Origin of the sequence: Geobacter sp., assembly GCA_009684525.1 — a bacterium.
Taxonomy (GTDB): domain Bacteria; phylum Desulfobacterota; class Desulfuromonadia; order Geobacterales; family DSM-12255; genus Geoanaerobacter.
Genome location: WKKR01000007.1, coordinates 128,758 through 146,508 on the forward strand (window position 1 = coordinate 128,758; position 17,751 = coordinate 146,508).

A 17,751-nucleotide genomic window follows, 5' to 3' on the forward strand; every position below is an offset into this window, starting at 1 on the left:
TATGAGGAGTGTGCCGTGAGTTCTCTTGCGGAAAAGAAAGAAGCCCGCCTGAAACGTAAGGTAAGGGTTCGGAAGAAGATCAGGGGTGATGAAGAACGTCCCCGCCTGAATGTGTTTAGAAGCGCTCGCCACATTTATGCCCAGGTCATCGATGACAATACGGGTATGACACTGGTTTCGGCGTCGACTCTCCTGGCGGATGTCGCAACAGGACTTTCATCTACCGGGAATATAGAGGCCGCTAAAATGGTCGGCGCTGAGATTGCCAAGCGCGCGTTGGAAAAAAACATCAAGGCAGTTGTTTTTGACCGTGGTGGATTTTTGTACCATGGTAGGGTCAAGGCACTTGCTGATGCAGCCCGAGAGCATGGACTGTCCTTTTAGGACTGTAAAAGGAGGCCTCAATTGTTGAAGATTAATCCAAGCGAACTAACTCTGACTGATCGTGTCGTCCACATCAACCGTGTAGCAAAGGTTGTCAAAGGCGGACGTCGCTTCAGTTTTTCAGCGCTCGTTGTGGTAGGGGATGGCAATGGTTATGTCGGATATGGCCTTGGCAAGGCTAACGAGGTTCCCGAAGCTATCCGTAAAGGCGTAGAGCAGGCGAAAAAGAATCTTATCAAGGTTCCTATCGTTGTAGGTCATACAATCCCGTATGAAATTGAAGGGCATTTTGGTGCTGGGCGCGTTCTGATGATGCCTGCATCCGCAGGTACGGGCGTAATCGCTGGCGGTGCAGCACGTGCGGTGTTCGAGTCAGCGGGGATTCAAAACATACTGGCAAAATGTCTGGGATCAAACAATGCCCATAACGTGGTAAAGGCAGCGTTTGATGGGCTCAGGAAACTGAGAAGCCCTGAAGAGATCATGCAGCGTCGTGGAGTTGGCGAATAGACCCTCACTGCGATCTGGTTTCGCGCTTTTACATTCGATATTTTGTGTAAACATTGTCAACGCCCACTGTCTGAACACACACAAGCTGCTATAAAATATGTCACTGCATGAAGAGTGGCTTAGACACCTGTCTGATATCGGGCATATTGCGTGTAACGTTTCTGGTAAGTAGATGAAGAGTAATCCTGCGAGGTATTTGTAATGAGACTGAATACGATAAAGCCTGCACTCGGTGCTTCGAAAGATCGGAAGAGAATCGGAAGAGGCACGGGCTCTGGGCATGGCAAGACAGCAACAAAGGGTCATAAAGGGCAAAAAGCCAGAAGTGGTGGCAGCATCAAGGCCGGTTTCGAAGGGGGCCAGATGCCCATGCAGAGGCGTCTTCCTAAGCGTGGTTTCAATCCGCTCAACAGGATTGAGTATGCTCAGATCAATGTCGGCAGGCTCAATGTTTTTGAAGCAAATTCCGTCGTTGATGTGGAGACTCTTTTGAACTGCGGTCTGATCGGTGGAGTCAAAAGTGGGGTAAAGGTTCTTGCTACAGGCGAATTGACCAAGCCACTCACGGTTAAGGCGCACAAATTCAGCGCTGCCGCCAAGGAAAAGATTGTTGCCGCTGGTGGCACTGTTGAGGAGATCCAGCCTTGATCGAGGCATTCCAGAATATTTTCAGGATCCCTGAGCTGAAAAAACGGGTCCTTTTCTCACTGGCTATGCTTGCCGTTTACAGGGTTGGATGTCATATCCCAACACCTGGGATAGACAGTATTGCATTGTCACATTTCTTCAAGCAGGCTCAGGGTACGCTCCTTGGTCTGTTTGATATGTTTTCGGGCGGCGCACTGGAAAGACTCACAGTGTTTGCCCTCGGGATCATGCCGTATATTTCCTCTTCAATTATCTTCCAGTTGCTGACAGTCGTAGTCCCGGCTGTTGAAAAGCTTTCGAAAGACGGGGAATCCGGACGGAAAAAGATCATTCAATATACTCGCTATGGGACCATAGTTCTCAGTGTTATCCAGGGCCTCGGAATCAGTATCGGCCTGGAAAGCATGAGAGGGCCTGCAGGCGAGTTGGTTGTGCCGAGTCCTGGCTGGAGTTTCCGAGTCATGACAGTTATCACCCTGACTGCAGGCACTGCATTTATCATGTGGCTTGGCGAGCAGATGTCTGAAAAGGGCATCGGGAATGGAATTTCTCTGATAATCTTTGCAGGCATTGTGGCGAGGATTCCGACAGCACTTTTGAACAGTGTCCGTCTTCTGAAGAGCGGTCAGCTTTCGCTTTTTATCATCCTGTTTGTACTTGCGCTGATGTTTCTTGTCATTGCGGCAATAGTTTATGTTGAGCGTGGACAGCGAAGATTGCCGATTCACTACGCAAAGCGTGTCGTTGGTTTGAAGACCTTCAGTGCGCAGACATCTCACCTCCCTCTCAAGGTAAACATGGCTGGAGTCATCCCGCCGATTTTTGCGTCATCTATCATTATGTTTCCCGCAACGATTGGGAACTTTATAGATATCCCGTGGGTTCAACAGGCAGCTAAGAGTCTTACCCCTGGGAACTGGGCCTATAATATATTTTATGTTGCATTCATCGTGTTTTTTTGCTACTTCTACACGGCTGTCACATTTAATCCTGTCGATGTGGCGGAAAATGTGAAAAAGCATGGTGGATACATCCCTGGGATTCGGCCTGGTAAAGAGACGTCGGACTATATTGATAAGGTCCTGACAAAGCTTACTTTTGCCGGGGCTGTTTATATTTCATTGGTTTGCGTCCTTCCATCGATCCTGATCGGTAAGTTTAATTTGCCTTTTTATTTCGGTGGAACGGCTCTGTTGATTGCAGTTGGTGTAGGTATGGACACCGTTGCCCAGATTGAGTCTCACCTTATAACGAGGAGTTATGAGGGGTTCATGAAGGGTGTCAAAATTAAGGGTAGGAAGTAGGTTAGCGCTGTCATGAATCTCGTACTTCTTGGTCCTCCTGGTGCAGGGAAGGGAACGCAGGCAAAGCTTCTTGTTAAGGCATTGTCGATTCCGCAGATCTCGACCGGTGATATATTGCGTGCGGCTGTCAAGGAGCAGACTCCCATGGGTGCAAAGGCAAAGGCATTTATGGATGATGGCCTGCTCGTTCCGGATGCTGTTGTTGTCGGAATTGTCGAAGAGCGTTTGGCAAAGCCTGATTGTGTGGCTGGATTTATTCTCGATGGTTTTCCTCGTACCGTGAGTCAGGCTGATTCGTTGCGTTGCATGCTTGAAGGGCAGGCAAGGTCAATTGAGCACGTGATCTCAATATCGGTAGACAATGATGAGCTTCTTGGTCGAATTACGGGTCGCCGGACGTGCAAGGGGTGTGGGAAGGGTTACCATATAATTTTTGACGCGCCTCGCGTAGCTGGAAAATGCGACGAGTGTGGCGGTGAACTCTTTCAGCGCGACGATGATCGCGAGGAGACCATGCGTAAGCGTCTCGAGGTATATGACCTGCAGACTGCACCTCTGATAGATTATTATAGGAACGCATCGTTGCTTCGCGATGTTCGTGGGGTTGGGAGCATAGAGTCTATACAGCATCAGATTCTTTCCATTGTTCAGGGTGATGTTGGGTGATAGTTCTCAAATCTCCTCAGGAAATCGACCGGATGAGGGTCTCCTGTAGGATAGTTGCCGAGATTCTCCTTATTTTGGCTGAGAACGTTGTCCCTGGTGTTACGACTGGCTCGCTCAACAAGATTGCGGAGCGAGAGGCAGCAAAGCGAAAGGCTGTGCCGGCGTTCAAGGGGTATAGTGGCTACAAGTACTCACTCTGTTGCTCAGTGAATGAGCAAGTGGTACATGGTATGCCCAGTTCACGAGTTCTGCTGGCAGGTGACATACTGAGTCTTGATTTTGGTGTTATTGTTGATGGCTTTTACGGGGATGCAGCGCTTACGGTCCCTGTTGGAAATGTAACTCCTTCAGCCCAAAAGCTGTTGCAGGCGACTGAAGAGTCACTTTATGCCGGTATAGAGGCAGCTCAGCCTATGGGGCGGTTGTCGGATATATCATACGCGGTTCAGAGTTATGTAGAGTCCCGTGGATTTAGTGTAGTGCGGGATTTTGTGGGTCATGGCATAGGCCGAAGTCTGCACGAGAGCCCTCAAATACCCAACTATGGGCAGCCAGGAAAAGGCGTGAAGTTGAAGCCTGGGATGGTCTTGGCCATAGAGCCGATGATCAATGAGAAGGGCTATGAGGTTGAGGTTCTTGAAGATGGCTGGACCGCAGTAACTTGTGATGGTGGCCTCTCCGCGCATTTCGAACATACCGTTGCCATAACGGACAATGGACCTGAAATACTGACAAGGGTATGACCTTGTTTCTGAAAGGATACCAACGGATGAAAGTACGGGCATCAGTAAAACGAATCTGTGATAAGTGCAAGATCATCAAGCGCAAGGGTGTTGTGCGAGTGATCTGTGATATCCCTAAACATTCGCAGCGTCAAGGCTAAGAGCCTTTAGAGGAGGATTTAACATTGGCACGCATTGCAGGAATTGACCTTCCGAAAAATAAGCGTATTGAGATTGCTCTGACATATATCTACGGTATCGGGCGCTCGACAGCGCAGCAGATATTGTCTGGCAGCGGTATTGATTTCAATACTCGTACCGACGGGCTTACAGAGGCTGAAGTCGCGCGGATACGCGAGTATATTGATAAGAACATCAAGGTCGAGGGCGATCTCCGCAGGGATGTGTCGATGAATATCAAGCGACTGATGGACCTCGGATGTTACCGCGGTCTCAGGCACAGAAAAGGACTCCCTGTGCGGGGGCAGCGTACCAAGACCAATGCAAGGACGCGTAAAGGGCCTGCCAGGACAGTTGCAGGCAAGAAGAAATAGGAAACGTAATACGTGAGAGTGGAGGGATAATGGCAAGCCCAGCGAAGCGCGTTGTTAAGAAAAAGAAGGAAAAGAAGAATATTCCGAACGGTGTAGCCCATATTCAGGCTACTTTTAACAATACCATGATCACGATTACTGATCAGGTTGGTAATGTTATCGCATGGTCAACGGCAGGGTGCAAAGGCTTCAAGGGGTCGCGCAAAAGCACTCCATTTGCTGCTCAGATAGCCGCAGAGGATTGTGCAAAGAAGGTCCAGGAGCATGGTATGCGTTCCTTGGAAGTATACGTCAAGGGACCGGGCTCTGGTCGTGAATCAGCGCTTAGAGCACTTCAGGCTGCTGGTCTTCATGTAAGTTTCATCAAGGATGTTACACCCATCCCCCATAATGGTTGTCGTCCGCCAAAACGGAGAAGAGTATAATTCCGATGCAAATTCGGCTAAGGAGGTTTTGATTGGCTAGATATACGGGTCCATCCTGCAGACTCTGCAGGAGGCAAAATATGGAGCTCTTTCTTAAGGGAGAGCGCTGCTATACGGATAAGTGTGCAATAAAACGTAGAAACTATCCTCCTGGTCAGCATGGCCAAGGGCGAGCAAAAGTTTCTGATTATGGCGTTCAGTTGCGCGAAAAGCAGAAAGTCCGTCGAATTTACGGCATTCTTGAAAAACAGTTCAGATCCTATTTTGAGAAGGCTGAGCGCATGAAAGGTGTGACTGGCGAGAATTTGCTCGTACTTCTTGAGCGGAGACTCGACAATCTTGTGTACCGACTCGGATTTGCTTCTTCACGCATAGAAGCTCGCCAGCTCGTCAAACATGGGCACTTCACGCTCAATGGGAGAAAGGTCAATATTCCGTCAATTCTGGTCAAGATTGGCGATACCATTGAATTGCGCGAAAAGAGTCGGAAGATAACGCGCGTAAACGATGCGCTGGATAGCGTCGTGCGGCGTGGTATTTCACAATGGTTGGAGCTGGACAAGGACGCATATCGGGGCGTGCTCAAGTCCCTTCCTGTTAGAGAAGACATCACTATGCCTATTCAAGAGCAATTGATCGTCGAACTCTACTCCAAGTAACGGCTACGCAATCCGCGACAGGGAGGAATTCATGTATAAGAACTGGCGTGATCTGATACGCCCAAAGAAGATCCAGGTTGAATCGGAGACTCTTTCGCCTACATATGGTAAATTTTATGCCGAGCCTTTTGAACGTGGCTTTGGAACAACGCTCGGTAATTCGCTGAGAAGAGTGCTCCTTTCTTCATTGCAGGGAGCTGCCATAACATCTGTTAAGATTAAAGGGGTTTTGCATGAGTTTTCTGCAATCCCGGGTGTAACAGAAGACGCGACTGATATCATTCTTAATCTCAAGGGCGTGCGTCTCAAGATGCATGGTCACGAGTCTCGTACGATTCGGGTCATACACCGTGGAGAAGGCATCATTAAGGCCGGCGATATCGTTACCGACCCCAATATTGAAATCCTTAACCCGGGCCACCACATTGCCACCTGCTCCAAGGACGCCAATCTTGAAATGGAGATGGTTGTCAGGATGGGCAAGGGGTATGTACCTGCGGACAGGAATCGTGATGAAAAGGCATCTGTAGGTACCATGCCGATAGATTCTATTTTTTCTCCTATTTCAAAGGTCAACTTTCAGGTCACTAACGCGCGTGTCGGTCAGATAACAGATTATGACAAACTCACTGTAGAAGTATGGACCGACGGAAGTGTAAAACCTGATGATGCTATTGCCTATGCTGCTAAGATTCTCAAGGAGCAGTTGACCATCTTTATCAATTTTGATGAAGAGGTTGAGCAGCCGGAAGAGGTTGAGCATGAAGAGGATTCTGAGCGGATCAACGAGAATCTCTATCGGTCTGTTGATGAACTTGAACTTTCGGTAAGGTCTGCCAATTGTCTGAAGAATGCAGGCATAAAACTCATCGGTGAGCTGGTTATCAGGACTGAAGCCGAGATGCTCAAAACACAGAATTTCGGTCGTAAATCTCTTAATGAGATAAAGGATGTTTTGGCTGATATGGGGCTGTCCCTCGGAATGAAACTTGACAACTTCCCGGATGAGGAAGTCATGCGCAGGCTCCGTGGCGAGCGCAAGGACGAAGAGTAGCCTGCAAGATTGGAATAGAGAAAGGAATCTGTAGTCATGCGTCACGCTAAGGCCGGAAGAAGACTAGGAAGAACAACGAGTCACAGAGTCGCGATGTTCAGAAACATGGTGACATCATTATTGCAGCATGAAAAGATTACGACGACAGACGCAAAGGCGAAAGAGCTCCGCTCTATTGCCGAGAAGATGATCACCCTTGGGAAACGGGGGGATCTTCATGCAATTAGACTAGCATCTGCTTATATTCGCGATAAAAAAGTGGTGACAAAGCTTTTTAGTGCCATAGCACCGCGATATAAGGAGCGTGATGGTGGATATACCCGTATTATCAAGCTGGGGCAAAGATCCGGCGATAATGCACTCCTTTCCCAGATTGAACTAGTCGAGGAGCTTGTTGAGAAAAGACCCGCGAAGAAAATAGCGGTAAAAAAGGCCCCAGTGAAGGTTGAGCCTGCGGTCACCACGGCTGCTCAGCCTGTTACTGAGCAACCGGCTGAGATCGCTACCGTTGATGCTCAGGAAAGCTCTGCAGCAGTTGCGGATGCGCCTGTGTCCACGCTGTCTGAAACTGCAGAAACCTGCGAGGCAAAAGCAGACTGACGAAGGTTACAAAATAGTACTTTCGAAAAGGGGCGCTGGATATCAAATCAGCGCCCCTTTTCTGTATCTTCTTGGAGGGGTATTCCGTACTACTGACGTCGCAGTAGGGTAATGAACTAAAAAACTTAAGCGCGACTGTAACTATCTTGAAACAAAAGGGAAAGTGTCTGGGCAAATTGTGGGCATTCTGCGTAAGGAGGGCGGTCTACAAAAGAAATCCTCGTTGTTAACAACTTTATCCACAGATCATCAACATGATTGGTGGATAAGGCATGTCGAAAATACGGTAAGTGCATGAAGTGGACTCATAAGTCAGCGTTTACGTTCCAAAACCTTTGCCTCCTGCCAGAGAGACTCCATTTCGTGGAGAGTGGCGTCTTGCATGGAGATGTTTTGCCCCTGTAGTGTCTGTTCAATATAGGAAAACCGCGAGGTGAAGCGATCAATCGTTTTACGGAGCGCCTCTTCCGGTGTTAATGACAAAAAGCGGCCTAGATTAACAATTGCAAAAAGAAGATCGCCTAGTTCTGCTTCCATTTCCTCCCGATTGCCACTAACAACACTCTCCTCAAACTCACGTAACTCCTCAAGCACTTTTGCAAATACTTGATCGCTATCTTCCCAGTCAAAACCTACCCTTGCAGCTTTCTCCGTGATTTTCTGCGCTTTGAGCAGGGCTGGTAGGTGTGGTGGTATTCCCGAGAGAGCAGAGCGTCGTTCATTACCCTTTTCTTGTTGTTTAATCTTTTCCCAGTTTACAATTTGCTCATCACTTGACTTGATGGTGTCATCACCAAAAACATGGGGGTGGCGGCGAATGAGTTTTTCGCAGATTGAAGCAAGAATGTCGTCCATCGTGAATGCGCCACGTTCGTCGGCAATTACGGCATGAAAAACCGGCTGCAACAACAAGTCACCCAACTCTTCCTTGAGAAGTTCGTCGTTATTGGCATCGATCGCCTCAAGCACTTCGTAGCACTCTTCCAGGAGATACCGCTTGAGGGATTCGTGGTTTTGTTCTGCATCCCAAGGGCAACCTGCGGGACCTCGCAAGCGTTTCATGATGGTCATGAGGCGTTCAAAACCGGGTTCATTCATGAGGACGATCCTTTTTTGCTTTTCCCAGATAGGCTGAAAGAAATTCATGTTTATAGTCAAGGAAACGATGCTCTTCGATTGCTGTGCGAATGTCAGCCATCATGTTCAGGTAGAAGTGTACATTGTGAATGCTGGCAAGAACAGCCGAGAGGACTTCATTCGCATTGAAGAGGTGGTGTAAGTAAGCACGTGTGAAATTTTTACAGGTGTAGCAGGTGCAATTGGGGTCAATTGGGTAGAAATCACGGCGGTAATTCTTGTTTGTAAGCCTGATTTTCCCACGGTTAGTGAATAGTGTTGCGCTGCGTGCGTAGCGAGTGGGGATGACACAATCAAACATGTCAATCCCCCGTTCGACACTTGCCAAGATGTCTTCCGGGAGACCTACCCCCATGAGATAGCGTGGTTTGCCCTCAGGTAGATGGGGAACCGTTACTTCGACAACTTGTTTCAACAGTTCCAGTCCTTCGCCGACACTCACGCCGCCAATGGCGTATCCGGGGAAGTCCATGGCGACCAGTTCTTTAGCACACATGGTGCGTAAATCTGGATAGACGCTCCCCTGCACGATGCCGAATAGTGCTTGATCCGTGCGCTGTTGGGCATTTTTGCATATCTCTGCCCATCGAATGGTTTTACGGGTTGACGTTTCTGCGTACTGGCGATCACAGGGATAGGGGATGCATTCATCGAAAGCCATTATGATGTCCGCACCGAGTGCTTCCTGAATTGCTATGGCCTTGGACGGGTCGAGATAGATCTCTTCGCCGGTGAGTTCGTGTTTAAAATATGCGCCGTCATGGGTAATGCGCTTATTGGGCAGAGAAAAGACCTGAAAACCTCCCGAATCGGTGAGAATCGGTTTGTCCCAAGCCATGAATGTGTGAAGTCCGCCAGCTTTTTCGACAAGGTTTTCACCTGGCCGCAGGTGTAGATGGTAGGTATTGGCAAGAATGATCTGTGCTCCGGTAGCAGAGACCTGCTCAGGAGTCATTGCTTTCATGGCAGCATGGGTGCCGACAGGCATAAAGATGGGGGTTTCAATAACTCCGTGTGGGGTTCTGATCCGTCCTCGCCTGGCAGCTGAAGAAAAATCCTTGGCCACAAGGGTAAAATGGAAGTTGCCTTTTTCTATAAAATGCATTAATTATCCCATTCATAAGATAGGCTAATGGTGAGCAAAAGTACCAGTGAATTAATCTTATTAGCAGATCGAAGTGAAAAATGCAACAGCATGCCAGACGTGGATTTATGCGGTTTTTTTGTTGCATTTTGCTAAAACGACGTTTAGTATACAGTATACACGAGGCATATTAATTGGCATTAATGAAGTGGGAAGGTCTCCAATTCGCAAAATTTAATGGTCAAGGAGGTACGTATGTGCACGATCAACGAATGGCGAGCGCCCCCTCGATGTACTTCTGAGCCGTTCTTGACGGGATAGCAGAAACTATTTCGTCTTCCGGCGTATCGGACGTTCCACGCATCTACTGTACGTGCAATACGAGAAATCTCAAGGTAAAAGGATACCAATATGCAGATACTTACAAGTTCAGTGGGCAGAAAGATTCTGATGGCGATCACCGGCCAGTTGATGGTCCTTTTCGTTGTCGTGCATCTGCTCGGCAATTCCTCGATCTTCATCGGGGCAGACGGCATCAACGCCTATGCCAAGCATCTCCACGACCTGGGACCGCTGGTCTGGGTATTCCGCCTTGCAATGTTGAGCCTGCTCTCCGTCCATGTCCTTTTTGGCATTCAGTTGACACTTGAAAACAGTGCAGCGTCCCCCCAGTCCTATGCAGTGAAGAATTATCGCAAGGCAACGTTCGCCAGCGACAACATGGTCTGGACCGGCCTCCTGATCCTGGTATTCCTTGTGTATCACCTCATGCAATTCACGGCGAGGGTTACTCCCGATATCGTGCAAGGAGTTGATGCTGCGGGGAGATATGATGTTTTCACCATGGTTCTCACGAGCTTCCAAAAGGGTGGGATCGCCTTCATTTATGTGGCAGCAATGGTTGTTCTTTTCCTGCACCTGAGCCACGGCATCCAGAGCTTCTTCCAGACCGTGGGTTGGAATAACGACAAGACACTGCCGGTTATTACCAAGTTGGCCAAGGTTGTGGCCGTTGTCTTCCTGGTTGGCTACAGTTCCATTCCAGTCTTTATACTTACCGGCATTCTGAGCAAATAATAGGGGGTTCATAGTGATACTCGACGGAAAATGTCCAACCGGACCAATTGAAAAAACCTGGGACAAGCATCGCTTCGACCTGAAGCTGGTGAACCCCGCCAACAAGCGCAAATATAACATCATCGTCGTGGGCACCGGTTTGGCCGGTGGCGCTGCTGCTGCTTCCTTGGGAGAACTCGGTTACAATGTCCAGGCTTTCTGCTATCAGGACAGCCCGCGTCGCGCCCACTCAATTGCTGCACAGGGCGGCATCAACGCTGCAAAAAACTACCCGAGTGACGGCGATTCCATCCTGCGCCTGATGTATGACACCATCAAGGGTGGTGACTTCCGTGCCCGTGAGGCTGACGTCTGGCGCCTCGCCCAAGTTTCCAACAACATCATCGACCAGTGTGTGGCCCAGGGCGTACCCTTTGGCCGCGATTACGCCGGCTATCTCGACAACCGCTCCTTCGGTGGTGCCCAGGTTTCCCGTACCTTCTATTCACGCGGTGAAACCGGCCAGCAGTTGCTTCTGGGTGCCTACTCGGCCCTGTCCCGCCAGATAAAGCTCGGTTCGGTCAAGATGTACAACCGCCGCGAGATGCTGGACCTGGTAGTGGTTGACGGTGTTGCCCGCGGTATTACCTGCCGCAACCTGATTACCGGCGAGATTGAAAGTTACGCTGCTGACGCCGTTTGCCTCTGCACCGGCGGTTATGTCAACGTGTTTTACCTTTCTACCAATGCCAAAGGCTGTTCTGTTACGGCTACCTGGAAGGCAGCCAAAAAGGGCGCCTTCTTTGCCAACCCCTGCTACACACAGATCCACCCGACCTGCATCCCGCAGGCAGGTGAATACCAGTCCAAACTGACGCTGATGTCGGAGTCGCTGCGTAACGACGGTCGCATCTGGGTTCCCAAGAAGAAGGAAGATGTAAACAAGCGGCCAGAGCAGATCCCCGAAGAGGATCGCGATTACTATCTCGAGCGCAAGTATCCTTCATTCGGAAACCTGGCTCCTCGCGATATCTCGTCCCGTTCCGCCAAGGAGCAGTGTGATGAGGGGCGCGGTGTCGGTCCCGGTGGTCGTGGTGTTTACCTCGATTATGCCGATTCGATCAAGCGTCTCAGCGAAAAAATCATCTGCGAACGCTACGGCAACCTGTTTGAGATGTACGAGCGGATTACTGACGACAACGCCTACAAGACACCGATGCGCATCTACCCGGCACCACACTATGCCATGGGCGGTCTGTGGGTCGATTACAACCTGATGAGCAATATTCCTGGCCTGTTCGTTCTGGGTGAAGCCAACTTCTCGGTGCATGGTGCAAACCGCCTGGGTGCCTCTGCCCTCATGCAGGGTCTTTCCGACGGCTATTTCGTTATTCCTTACACCATTGGCGGGTATCTGGCGACTGTCAAGCCCAGTGGGACCAAGACAGACCATGCCGAGTTCAAGAAGTCGGCTGAGGACGTCAATGCCACGACAAAGAAACTGCTCGCCATTAACGGCAAGCGGACGGTTACCGAGTTCCACCGTGATCTGGGCAAGATCATGTGGAACAATGTCGGGATGGCCCGCTCCAAAGAGAGCCTTACCGAAGCTTTACAGCAGATTCCCAAGCTTCGTGAAGAATTCTGGAAAAATGTCAAGGTCACTGGCACTGGGGCTGAGCTCAACCAGCAACTGGAAAATGCCGGTCGTGTGGCTGACTTCCTTGAATTCGGTGAATTGATGGCACGAGATTCACTCCATCGTGAAGAGTCCTGTGGCGGCCATTTCAGGGTTGAACATCAACTCCCTGACGGGGAAGCCAAGCGTAATGACGCCGATTTCTCATATGTAGGGGCATGGGAATTCAAAGGTCTCGACAAGGAACCTGAACTTCACAAGGAACCCCTGAAATTCGAGACTATTCATCTCGCTGTAAGGAGTTACAAATAATGAGCGATCACAAGACCATGACATTGACACTGATCGTGTGGCGCCAGAAGAACGCCAACGATCCCGGAAAATTTGAGACATACACTGCCAAGGAGATCACTGAGCACCATTCCTTCTTGGAGATGCTGGACGTCGTCAACGAAGATCTGATTAATGCTGGAAAAGAACCGATCGTGTTTGACCACGACTGCCGCGAAGGGATCTGTGGGATGTGCTCACAGGTCGTCAACGGCATGCCGCACGGTGGTCAAGAGCGCACTACCCTGTGCCAGTTACATATGCGGAAGTTCAAGGATGGCGACACGATTTATATTGAACCGTGGCGCGCTCGTGCCTTCCCGATCGTGAAAGACCTGGTTGTTGATCGCTCTGCACTCGACACGATTATCCAGGCTGGCGGCTATACTTCCTGCCATACTGGTGGCGTACCCGATGCTAACACGATCATGATTCCCAAGCCAATTGCTGAAGAGGCAACCGACGCTGCCGAATGCATCGGTTGCGGCGCCTGCGTGGCTGGGTGCCCCAACAGCGCAGCAATGCTCTTCACTGGTGCCAAGGTTTCACAGCTTGCGCTTCTCCCTCAGGGTAGGCCGGAAGCGGCACAGCGTGTTACCAACATGATCCAGGCCATGAGGGATTGTGGTTTTGGCAACTGCACCAACCATTACGAGTGCCAGGCTGCATGTCCCAAGGGTATTGATGTCAAATTTATCGCCAGGATGAATCGCGAATACCTGAAGGCGCTGTTCGCATAACCTATATTATGCAGGATTTAATAGGGGCGGGGAGCATATCCCCGCCCCTTTTTTCGTGCAGGGTGTGAATATGTTCAGCTTTGCCAAGCTCATCTTTCGCGTTACCTTGGCTGGGACGTCTGATCGGTATCTGCTGTTTTCATTCAGGCGCCTTTTCAGGGATGAATTCATGCGGACCTGCAATGAGCGGGGGGAGCCGCTGATCTATGAGCAACTGTTCGGTCAGGCCCTGAGTCCTGACCCTGCAGCAGTCAAGCGATTCCAGAAACCACCCTTGCCATTTGTGTTTGACTTTCCCGTCCTTTCTTCATCACACGCTTCCGCAAACGATGTCGACATTGCCCTTGTATTGGCTGGTTCGGCAGTCAACAGCCTTTCACTATTCATTGCGTCTGTACAACGTACCCTCGCTCGCTGTGAATCAATCGCTCAAACCCCCATCATCCTCCGACAGATTCTGTCCTGCGGGGTGAATGGCGACTTTGCAAATCTGTTGGATCCCGTCGGACGCTTAGTCTCTGATGGGCTTGTATTGCTGTCCCCGGATTCGTTCCCCAATCCGGTGTTGGCTGATGGTCATAGTGATGCTGCGGTTGTCCTGTTGACGCCACTGCGCCTGCTCAGTGACGGGCGACCAGTCCGCCAGTTGACCTTTAGCGATTTTGTCCGACCGCTCATGCGCAGATATTCGTCTCTTGCCTATTACTATTGCGGGATTGAGCCGAATATGGATTATAAATGGCTGGCAAGGCAATCTGGTGACGTGCGGGTTGGATCTTCAACTGTGCAATGGGAGGAGTGGCCAGGTATGCAGGGAGGCTTGACTGGTGAGGTGCGATTCAGCGCAGTGCCATCAGATCTTTTCCCCTTTCTCCAGTTTGGAGAATATTTCCATTTGGGGAAGGGGGCGGTCTATGGTATGGGGCGATACCTGCTCAGGCAGTGAAAAGTCCTGTTGGGGGCCTGCCATTGTGAACGAGGTGCTAATAGATGAGTATATAGCCGTGATCTTGGGCGATCTTTGAGATCTCCAGGGTGTCACGGATCAGATATGATTTTCCTTCTAGAGTAAACGTGGAGGTCCCATCGCCATTGTCAACGACACTTTCGATGAGCGTTTCAAAAAGGGCAGTCTTTACCATGTTCGCACCTCCTTATTGACTCCTTTCTAACATGATTGCCACCCCGCCGTAAAGTCCTCATCTCGTTGCATTGCCTACCTGCTGTGGCATACTGAATCCATCAGCGGGAGGATTCATGAACATTCAACGCAAGAGTGGCATACTGCTCCACCCTACTTCGCTCCCTGGACATGGAGGCATTGGCACTTTTGGTGGTGAGGCGCGACAATTTGTCGATTTCCTGCAAGCTGCGGGGCAGGTTCTCTGGCAAGTCCTCCCATTGGGGCCTCCCGGTTACGGGAACTCTCCCTATTCCTGCTATTCGGCATTTGCCGGTAATCCATTGCTGATCGACCTTGCCACTGTCGTGTCGGAAGGTGATCTGCGAAACGATGAAATATCGCCGGTTGTGGCTGAGGAACGGATAGATTTTACCGGTGTTGCTGCATATAAATTAAGGTTGCTACGCCAGGCAGCGGATCGGTTTTTTGCCGGCAATGATCCACGCCGCACGCACTCCTTCTGGCATTTTTGTGATACTTCTTTCTGGCTCCACGATTACGCCCTGTTTATGGCCCTGAAAGATCTGTTCAAGGGGAAGTGCTGGAACCGCTGGCCAAAGGAGCTCGTGCTGCGCAATCGTGATGAGTGCGCAGAATATTCACATCGCCTCGGGCATGAGGTTGGATTCCATAAGTACATGCAATGGCAGTTTCACCGACAATGGAAGGCAGTCAAGCAGTATGCCAATGAACGGAACATCTTGATTGTCGGCGATACTCCCATATTTGTTGCCTATGATTCGGTTGACGTATGGTGTAATCAGCATCTCTTTAAATTGGATAGTCACCGTCTACCGGAGTTGGTAGCCGGCGTGCCACCAGATTATTTCAGCAAGACCGGTCAACGTTGGGGAAATCCTGTCTATGATTGGGAAAGACTTGCCGCAGATGGATTTGGCTGGTGGATTGCCCGCTTGAAAAACGATCTTTCCCTGTATGATGTTGTTCGGCTCGATCATTTCAGGGGTTTTGAGGCGTATTGGGAGATACCGGCTAAGGAAAAGACCGCCATAAAAGGGCAATGGGTCAAAGGGCCAGGTGAAGCGCTCTTCAGCTCTTTTCAGGCTGCTGTTGGCAAGCTGCCGTTCATTGCCGAGGACCTCGGCCTCATTACACCAGAAGTGCTCAGTTTGCGAGACCGTTTCGGTCTGCCGGGGATGAAGGTGCTTCAGTTTGCGTTTGAGGGGGGGGCACGGAACGGCTACCTCCCGCATAACTATGTGCCGAATTGTGTTGTCTACACGGGGACCCACGATAACGATACAACGCAAGGGTGGTTTGACACATTGAACGGCGAACAGCAGCGTCGCGTCTGCCGCTATCTCCGCTGCACTCCGGAAGAAGTCGTTTGGGAAATGATCCGATTGGCGCTCTCTTCTGTTGCCGCAACCGCGATCATTCCGCTGCAGGATATCTTGGGACTGTCAGGTTCCGCACGCATGAATACTCCCGGTACGGTCGGCGAGAACTGGCGTTGGCGCTTTTCCTCGCATGACCTTACCGCGGACTCTGCAATCCGCCTCAGGGAATTGACCGAATTCTATGCGAGGTATCCCTAGAGGCAGTCTGGAAAAAGGTTGACAGATTCTGTCGGGTTTCTATAAAGTCAAGCCAGTGTACTTGATAAAAATAGTGCGTAAATAAGTAATCGCACCAGAGAGGTATGTATGTCTGCAGAAAATTACAAGTTTGGAACCCAGGCGCTTCATGCAGGCCAGACTCCCGATCCGGCAACGCTTTCCCGTGCGGTCCCCATCTATCAGACCTCTTCCTACGTCTTCAACAGTTCCGAGCATGCGGCAAACCTGTTTGGGCTCAAAGAGTTCGGTAATATCTATACGCGGATCATGAATCCTACCTGCGATGTACTGGAGAAGCGGCTGGCGGAGCTGGACGGGGGGGTAGGGGCGCTCGCACTTGCGTCCGGGCAGGCTGCCATTACCTATGCGGTCCTGAATATTGCTCGGGCAGGGCAGAATATCGTTTCAACCAGCTATTTGTATGGCGGGACCTATAACCTATTTCATTACACCCTCCCCCGGCTCGGGATAACGGTGAACTTTGTCGATACATCCGATCCTGAGAACGTGCGCAGGGCGATAGATGCTAATACCAGGCTGGTCTATACCGAAACCATCGGCAATCCGAAAAACAACGTGGATGATTTTGAGGCGATCGCCCGCGTCGCACACGACGCAGGTATCCCGTTTATCGTGGATAATACCGTCGCCACCCCCTATCTCTTCAGGCCGCTCGCCTCGGGTGCCGATATAGTGGTCTACTCCCTGACCAAGTTTCTGGGAGGGCACGGGACGAGTATTGGGGGGGCTGTGGTCGATGGCGGCACGTTCCCGTGGAACAATGGCCGGTTTCCCGAGTTCACTGAGCCCGATCCCTCTTACCATGGACTTCAATACTGGGATGCTCTCGGGAATCTCTCGTATATCATGAGAATGAGGATCACGCTGCTGCGTGATATGGGTGCGTGCCTTTCCCCATTCAATGCGTTTCAGTTTCTGCAGGGAATCGAAACGTTGCATGTGCGGATGGCCCGCCATGTGGAAAACGCCCAGAAGGTAGCGGAGTGGCTAGACAGTCATCCGTTGGTCTCGTGGGTCAATTATCCGGGGCTGGCACAGCATATCGATCACTCTCGTGTGGTAAAATACCTGGGCAATGGTGCCGGCGCCATTATCGGTTTTGGTATCAAGGGTGGTTTGGAAGCGGGCAAGAGGTTTATCGACAACGTGAAGCTGCTTTCCCATCTTGCCAATATCGGCGATGCAAAGTCGCTGGTGATCCATCCTGCTTCGACAACACACCAGCAATTGACCCCGGTGGAGCAACAGTCCACCGGTGTGACCCCTGATTTTATTAGGCTGTCCATTGGTATCGAGGACGTGGCTGATATTATGTGCGACATTGATCAGGCACTCAAGGCATCGCAACAATGACGAGGTGCATATTTCGTCAGAGGGAGCTGTGGAGATATCAGCCACTTAGCCAGAACCGATAATTTTCTGAAAAAACTCCTTGACGGTGCAGCGGGGAGTTTG

At 50.5% G+C, this 17,751-nt stretch carries 21 protein-coding genes; 18 read left to right on the forward strand and 3 right to left on the reverse strand.

Annotated elements, in window-relative coordinates:
• The first annotated feature begins 15 nt into the window (after positions 1–15).
• The 12 genes from rplR (at position 16) to rplQ (ending at position 7,526) form a co-directional block, all read left to right on the forward strand.
• Positions 16–384, forward strand: coding sequence for a 50S ribosomal protein L18 (gene rplR, locus GJT30_18000; protein ID MSM41511.1), 369 nt, complete (start codon positions 16–18; stop codon positions 382–384).
• A 21-nt stretch (positions 385–405) separates the two neighbouring features.
• Positions 406–894, forward strand: a complete 489-nt coding sequence (gene rpsE / locus GJT30_18005; protein ID MSM41512.1) for a 30S ribosomal protein S5 — start codon at positions 406–408, stop codon at positions 892–894.
• A 201-nt stretch (positions 895–1,095) separates the two neighbouring features.
• Positions 1,096–1,542 carry a 50S ribosomal protein L15 gene (gene rplO / locus GJT30_18010; protein ID MSM41513.1) on the forward strand — a complete coding sequence of 149 codons (447 nt, stop codon included), beginning with the start codon at positions 1,096–1,098 and terminating at the stop codon, positions 1,540–1,542.
• Positions 1,539–2,846, forward strand: a complete 1,308-nt coding sequence (gene secY, locus GJT30_18015; protein MSM41514.1) for a preprotein translocase subunit SecY — start codon at positions 1,539–1,541, stop codon at positions 2,844–2,846. The genes rplO and secY overlap by 4 nt, the downstream gene beginning before the upstream one ends.
• Positions 2,847–2,858: 12 nt before the next feature.
• Positions 2,859–3,512 (forward strand): adenylate kinase, encoded by a 654-nt coding sequence (locus GJT30_18020; protein MSM41515.1) that lies wholly within the window; start codon positions 2,859–2,861, stop codon positions 3,510–3,512.
• Positions 3,509–4,255, forward strand: coding sequence for a type I methionyl aminopeptidase (map, locus tag GJT30_18025; protein ID MSM41516.1), 747 nt, complete (start codon positions 3,509–3,511; stop codon positions 4,253–4,255). Before GJT30_18020 ends, map begins: the two co-directional genes overlap by 4 nt.
• A gap of 26 nt (positions 4,256–4,281) precedes the next feature.
• Positions 4,282–4,395, forward strand: coding sequence for a 50S ribosomal protein L36 (gene rpmJ / locus GJT30_18030; protein ID MSM41517.1), 114 nt, complete (start codon positions 4,282–4,284; stop codon positions 4,393–4,395).
• A 24-nt stretch (positions 4,396–4,419) separates the two neighbouring features.
• Complete coding sequence (gene rpsM / locus GJT30_18035) at positions 4,420–4,788, forward strand: 30S ribosomal protein S13 (GenBank protein ID MSM41518.1); 369 nt, start codon at positions 4,420–4,422, stop codon at positions 4,786–4,788.
• A gap of 29 nt (positions 4,789–4,817) precedes the next feature.
• Positions 4,818–5,213, forward strand: coding sequence for a 30S ribosomal protein S11 (gene rpsK, locus GJT30_18040; protein ID MSM41519.1), 396 nt, complete (start codon positions 4,818–4,820; stop codon positions 5,211–5,213).
• 32 nt (positions 5,214–5,245) lie between these two features.
• Positions 5,246–5,872: a 30S ribosomal protein S4 gene (rpsD, locus tag GJT30_18045; protein MSM41520.1), complete on the forward strand. Its 627-nt coding sequence runs from the start codon at positions 5,246–5,248 to the stop codon at positions 5,870–5,872.
• Between the two features lie 31 nt (positions 5,873–5,903).
• On the forward strand, positions 5,904–6,926 hold the full coding sequence (locus GJT30_18050) for a DNA-directed RNA polymerase subunit alpha (protein MSM41521.1): 1,023 nt from the start codon (positions 5,904–5,906) through the stop codon (positions 6,924–6,926).
• Between the two features lie 36 nt (positions 6,927–6,962).
• A complete protein-coding gene (gene rplQ / locus GJT30_18055) occupies positions 6,963–7,526 on the forward strand; it encodes a 50S ribosomal protein L17 (GenBank protein ID MSM41522.1) in 564 nt (187 codons plus the stop codon).
• A gap of 312 nt (positions 7,527–7,838) precedes the next feature.
• Here rplQ and mazG read toward each other — a convergent pair whose 3' ends face one another.
• Both mazG and tgt read right to left on the reverse strand, forming a co-directional pair.
• Positions 7,839–8,624, reverse strand: a complete 786-nt coding sequence (mazG, locus tag GJT30_18060; protein MSM41523.1) for a nucleoside triphosphate pyrophosphohydrolase — start codon at positions 8,622–8,624, stop codon at positions 7,839–7,841.
• Positions 8,617–9,768 (reverse strand): tRNA guanosine(34) transglycosylase Tgt, encoded by a 1,152-nt coding sequence (gene tgt, locus GJT30_18065; GenBank protein ID MSM41524.1) that lies wholly within the window; start codon positions 9,766–9,768, stop codon positions 8,617–8,619. Before tgt ends, mazG begins: the two co-directional genes overlap by 8 nt.
• Positions 9,769–10,158: 390 nt before the next feature.
• On the opposite strand from tgt, the gene GJT30_18070 reads away from it, so the two are divergent.
• From GJT30_18070 to GJT30_18085, 4 genes are all read left to right on the forward strand, one after another.
• Positions 10,159–10,824 (forward strand): succinate dehydrogenase/fumarate reductase cytochrome b subunit, encoded by a 666-nt coding sequence (locus GJT30_18070; GenBank protein MSM41525.1) that lies wholly within the window; start codon positions 10,159–10,161, stop codon positions 10,822–10,824.
• 13 nt (positions 10,825–10,837) lie between these two features.
• Positions 10,838–12,754 (forward strand): succinate dehydrogenase (quinone) flavoprotein subunit, encoded by a 1,917-nt coding sequence (sdhA, locus tag GJT30_18075; protein ID MSM41526.1) that lies wholly within the window; start codon positions 10,838–10,840, stop codon positions 12,752–12,754.
• Positions 12,754–13,512 carry a succinate dehydrogenase/fumarate reductase iron-sulfur subunit gene (locus GJT30_18080; protein ID MSM41527.1) on the forward strand — a complete coding sequence of 253 codons (759 nt, stop codon included), beginning with the start codon at positions 12,754–12,756 and terminating at the stop codon, positions 13,510–13,512. Before sdhA ends, GJT30_18080 begins: the two co-directional genes overlap by 1 nt.
• Before the next feature lie 70 nt (positions 13,513–13,582).
• The gene (locus tag GJT30_18085; GenBank protein ID MSM41528.1) at positions 13,583–14,458 is read left to right on the forward strand and encodes a CRISPR system precrRNA processing endoribonuclease RAMP protein Cas6; all 876 of its coding nucleotides are present in this window, start codon (positions 13,583–13,585) and stop codon (positions 14,456–14,458) included.
• Between the two features lie 37 nt (positions 14,459–14,495).
• On the opposite strand, the gene GJT30_18090 is transcribed toward GJT30_18085, so the two are convergent.
• Positions 14,496–14,654 (reverse strand): hypothetical protein, encoded by a 159-nt coding sequence (locus tag GJT30_18090; protein ID MSM41529.1) that lies wholly within the window; start codon positions 14,652–14,654, stop codon positions 14,496–14,498.
• A 115-nt stretch (positions 14,655–14,769) separates the two neighbouring features.
• On the opposite strand from GJT30_18090, the gene malQ reads away from it, so the two are divergent.
• Together malQ and GJT30_18100 are read left to right on the forward strand one after the other, a co-directional pair.
• Positions 14,770–16,254 (forward strand): 4-alpha-glucanotransferase, encoded by a 1,485-nt coding sequence (gene malQ / locus GJT30_18095; GenBank protein ID MSM41530.1) that lies wholly within the window; start codon positions 14,770–14,772, stop codon positions 16,252–16,254.
• A gap of 108 nt (positions 16,255–16,362) precedes the next feature.
• Complete coding sequence (locus GJT30_18100; GenBank protein ID MSM41531.1) at positions 16,363–17,649, forward strand: aminotransferase class V-fold PLP-dependent enzyme; 1,287 nt, start codon at positions 16,363–16,365, stop codon at positions 17,647–17,649.
• Positions 17,650–17,751: the final 102 nt, after the last annotated feature.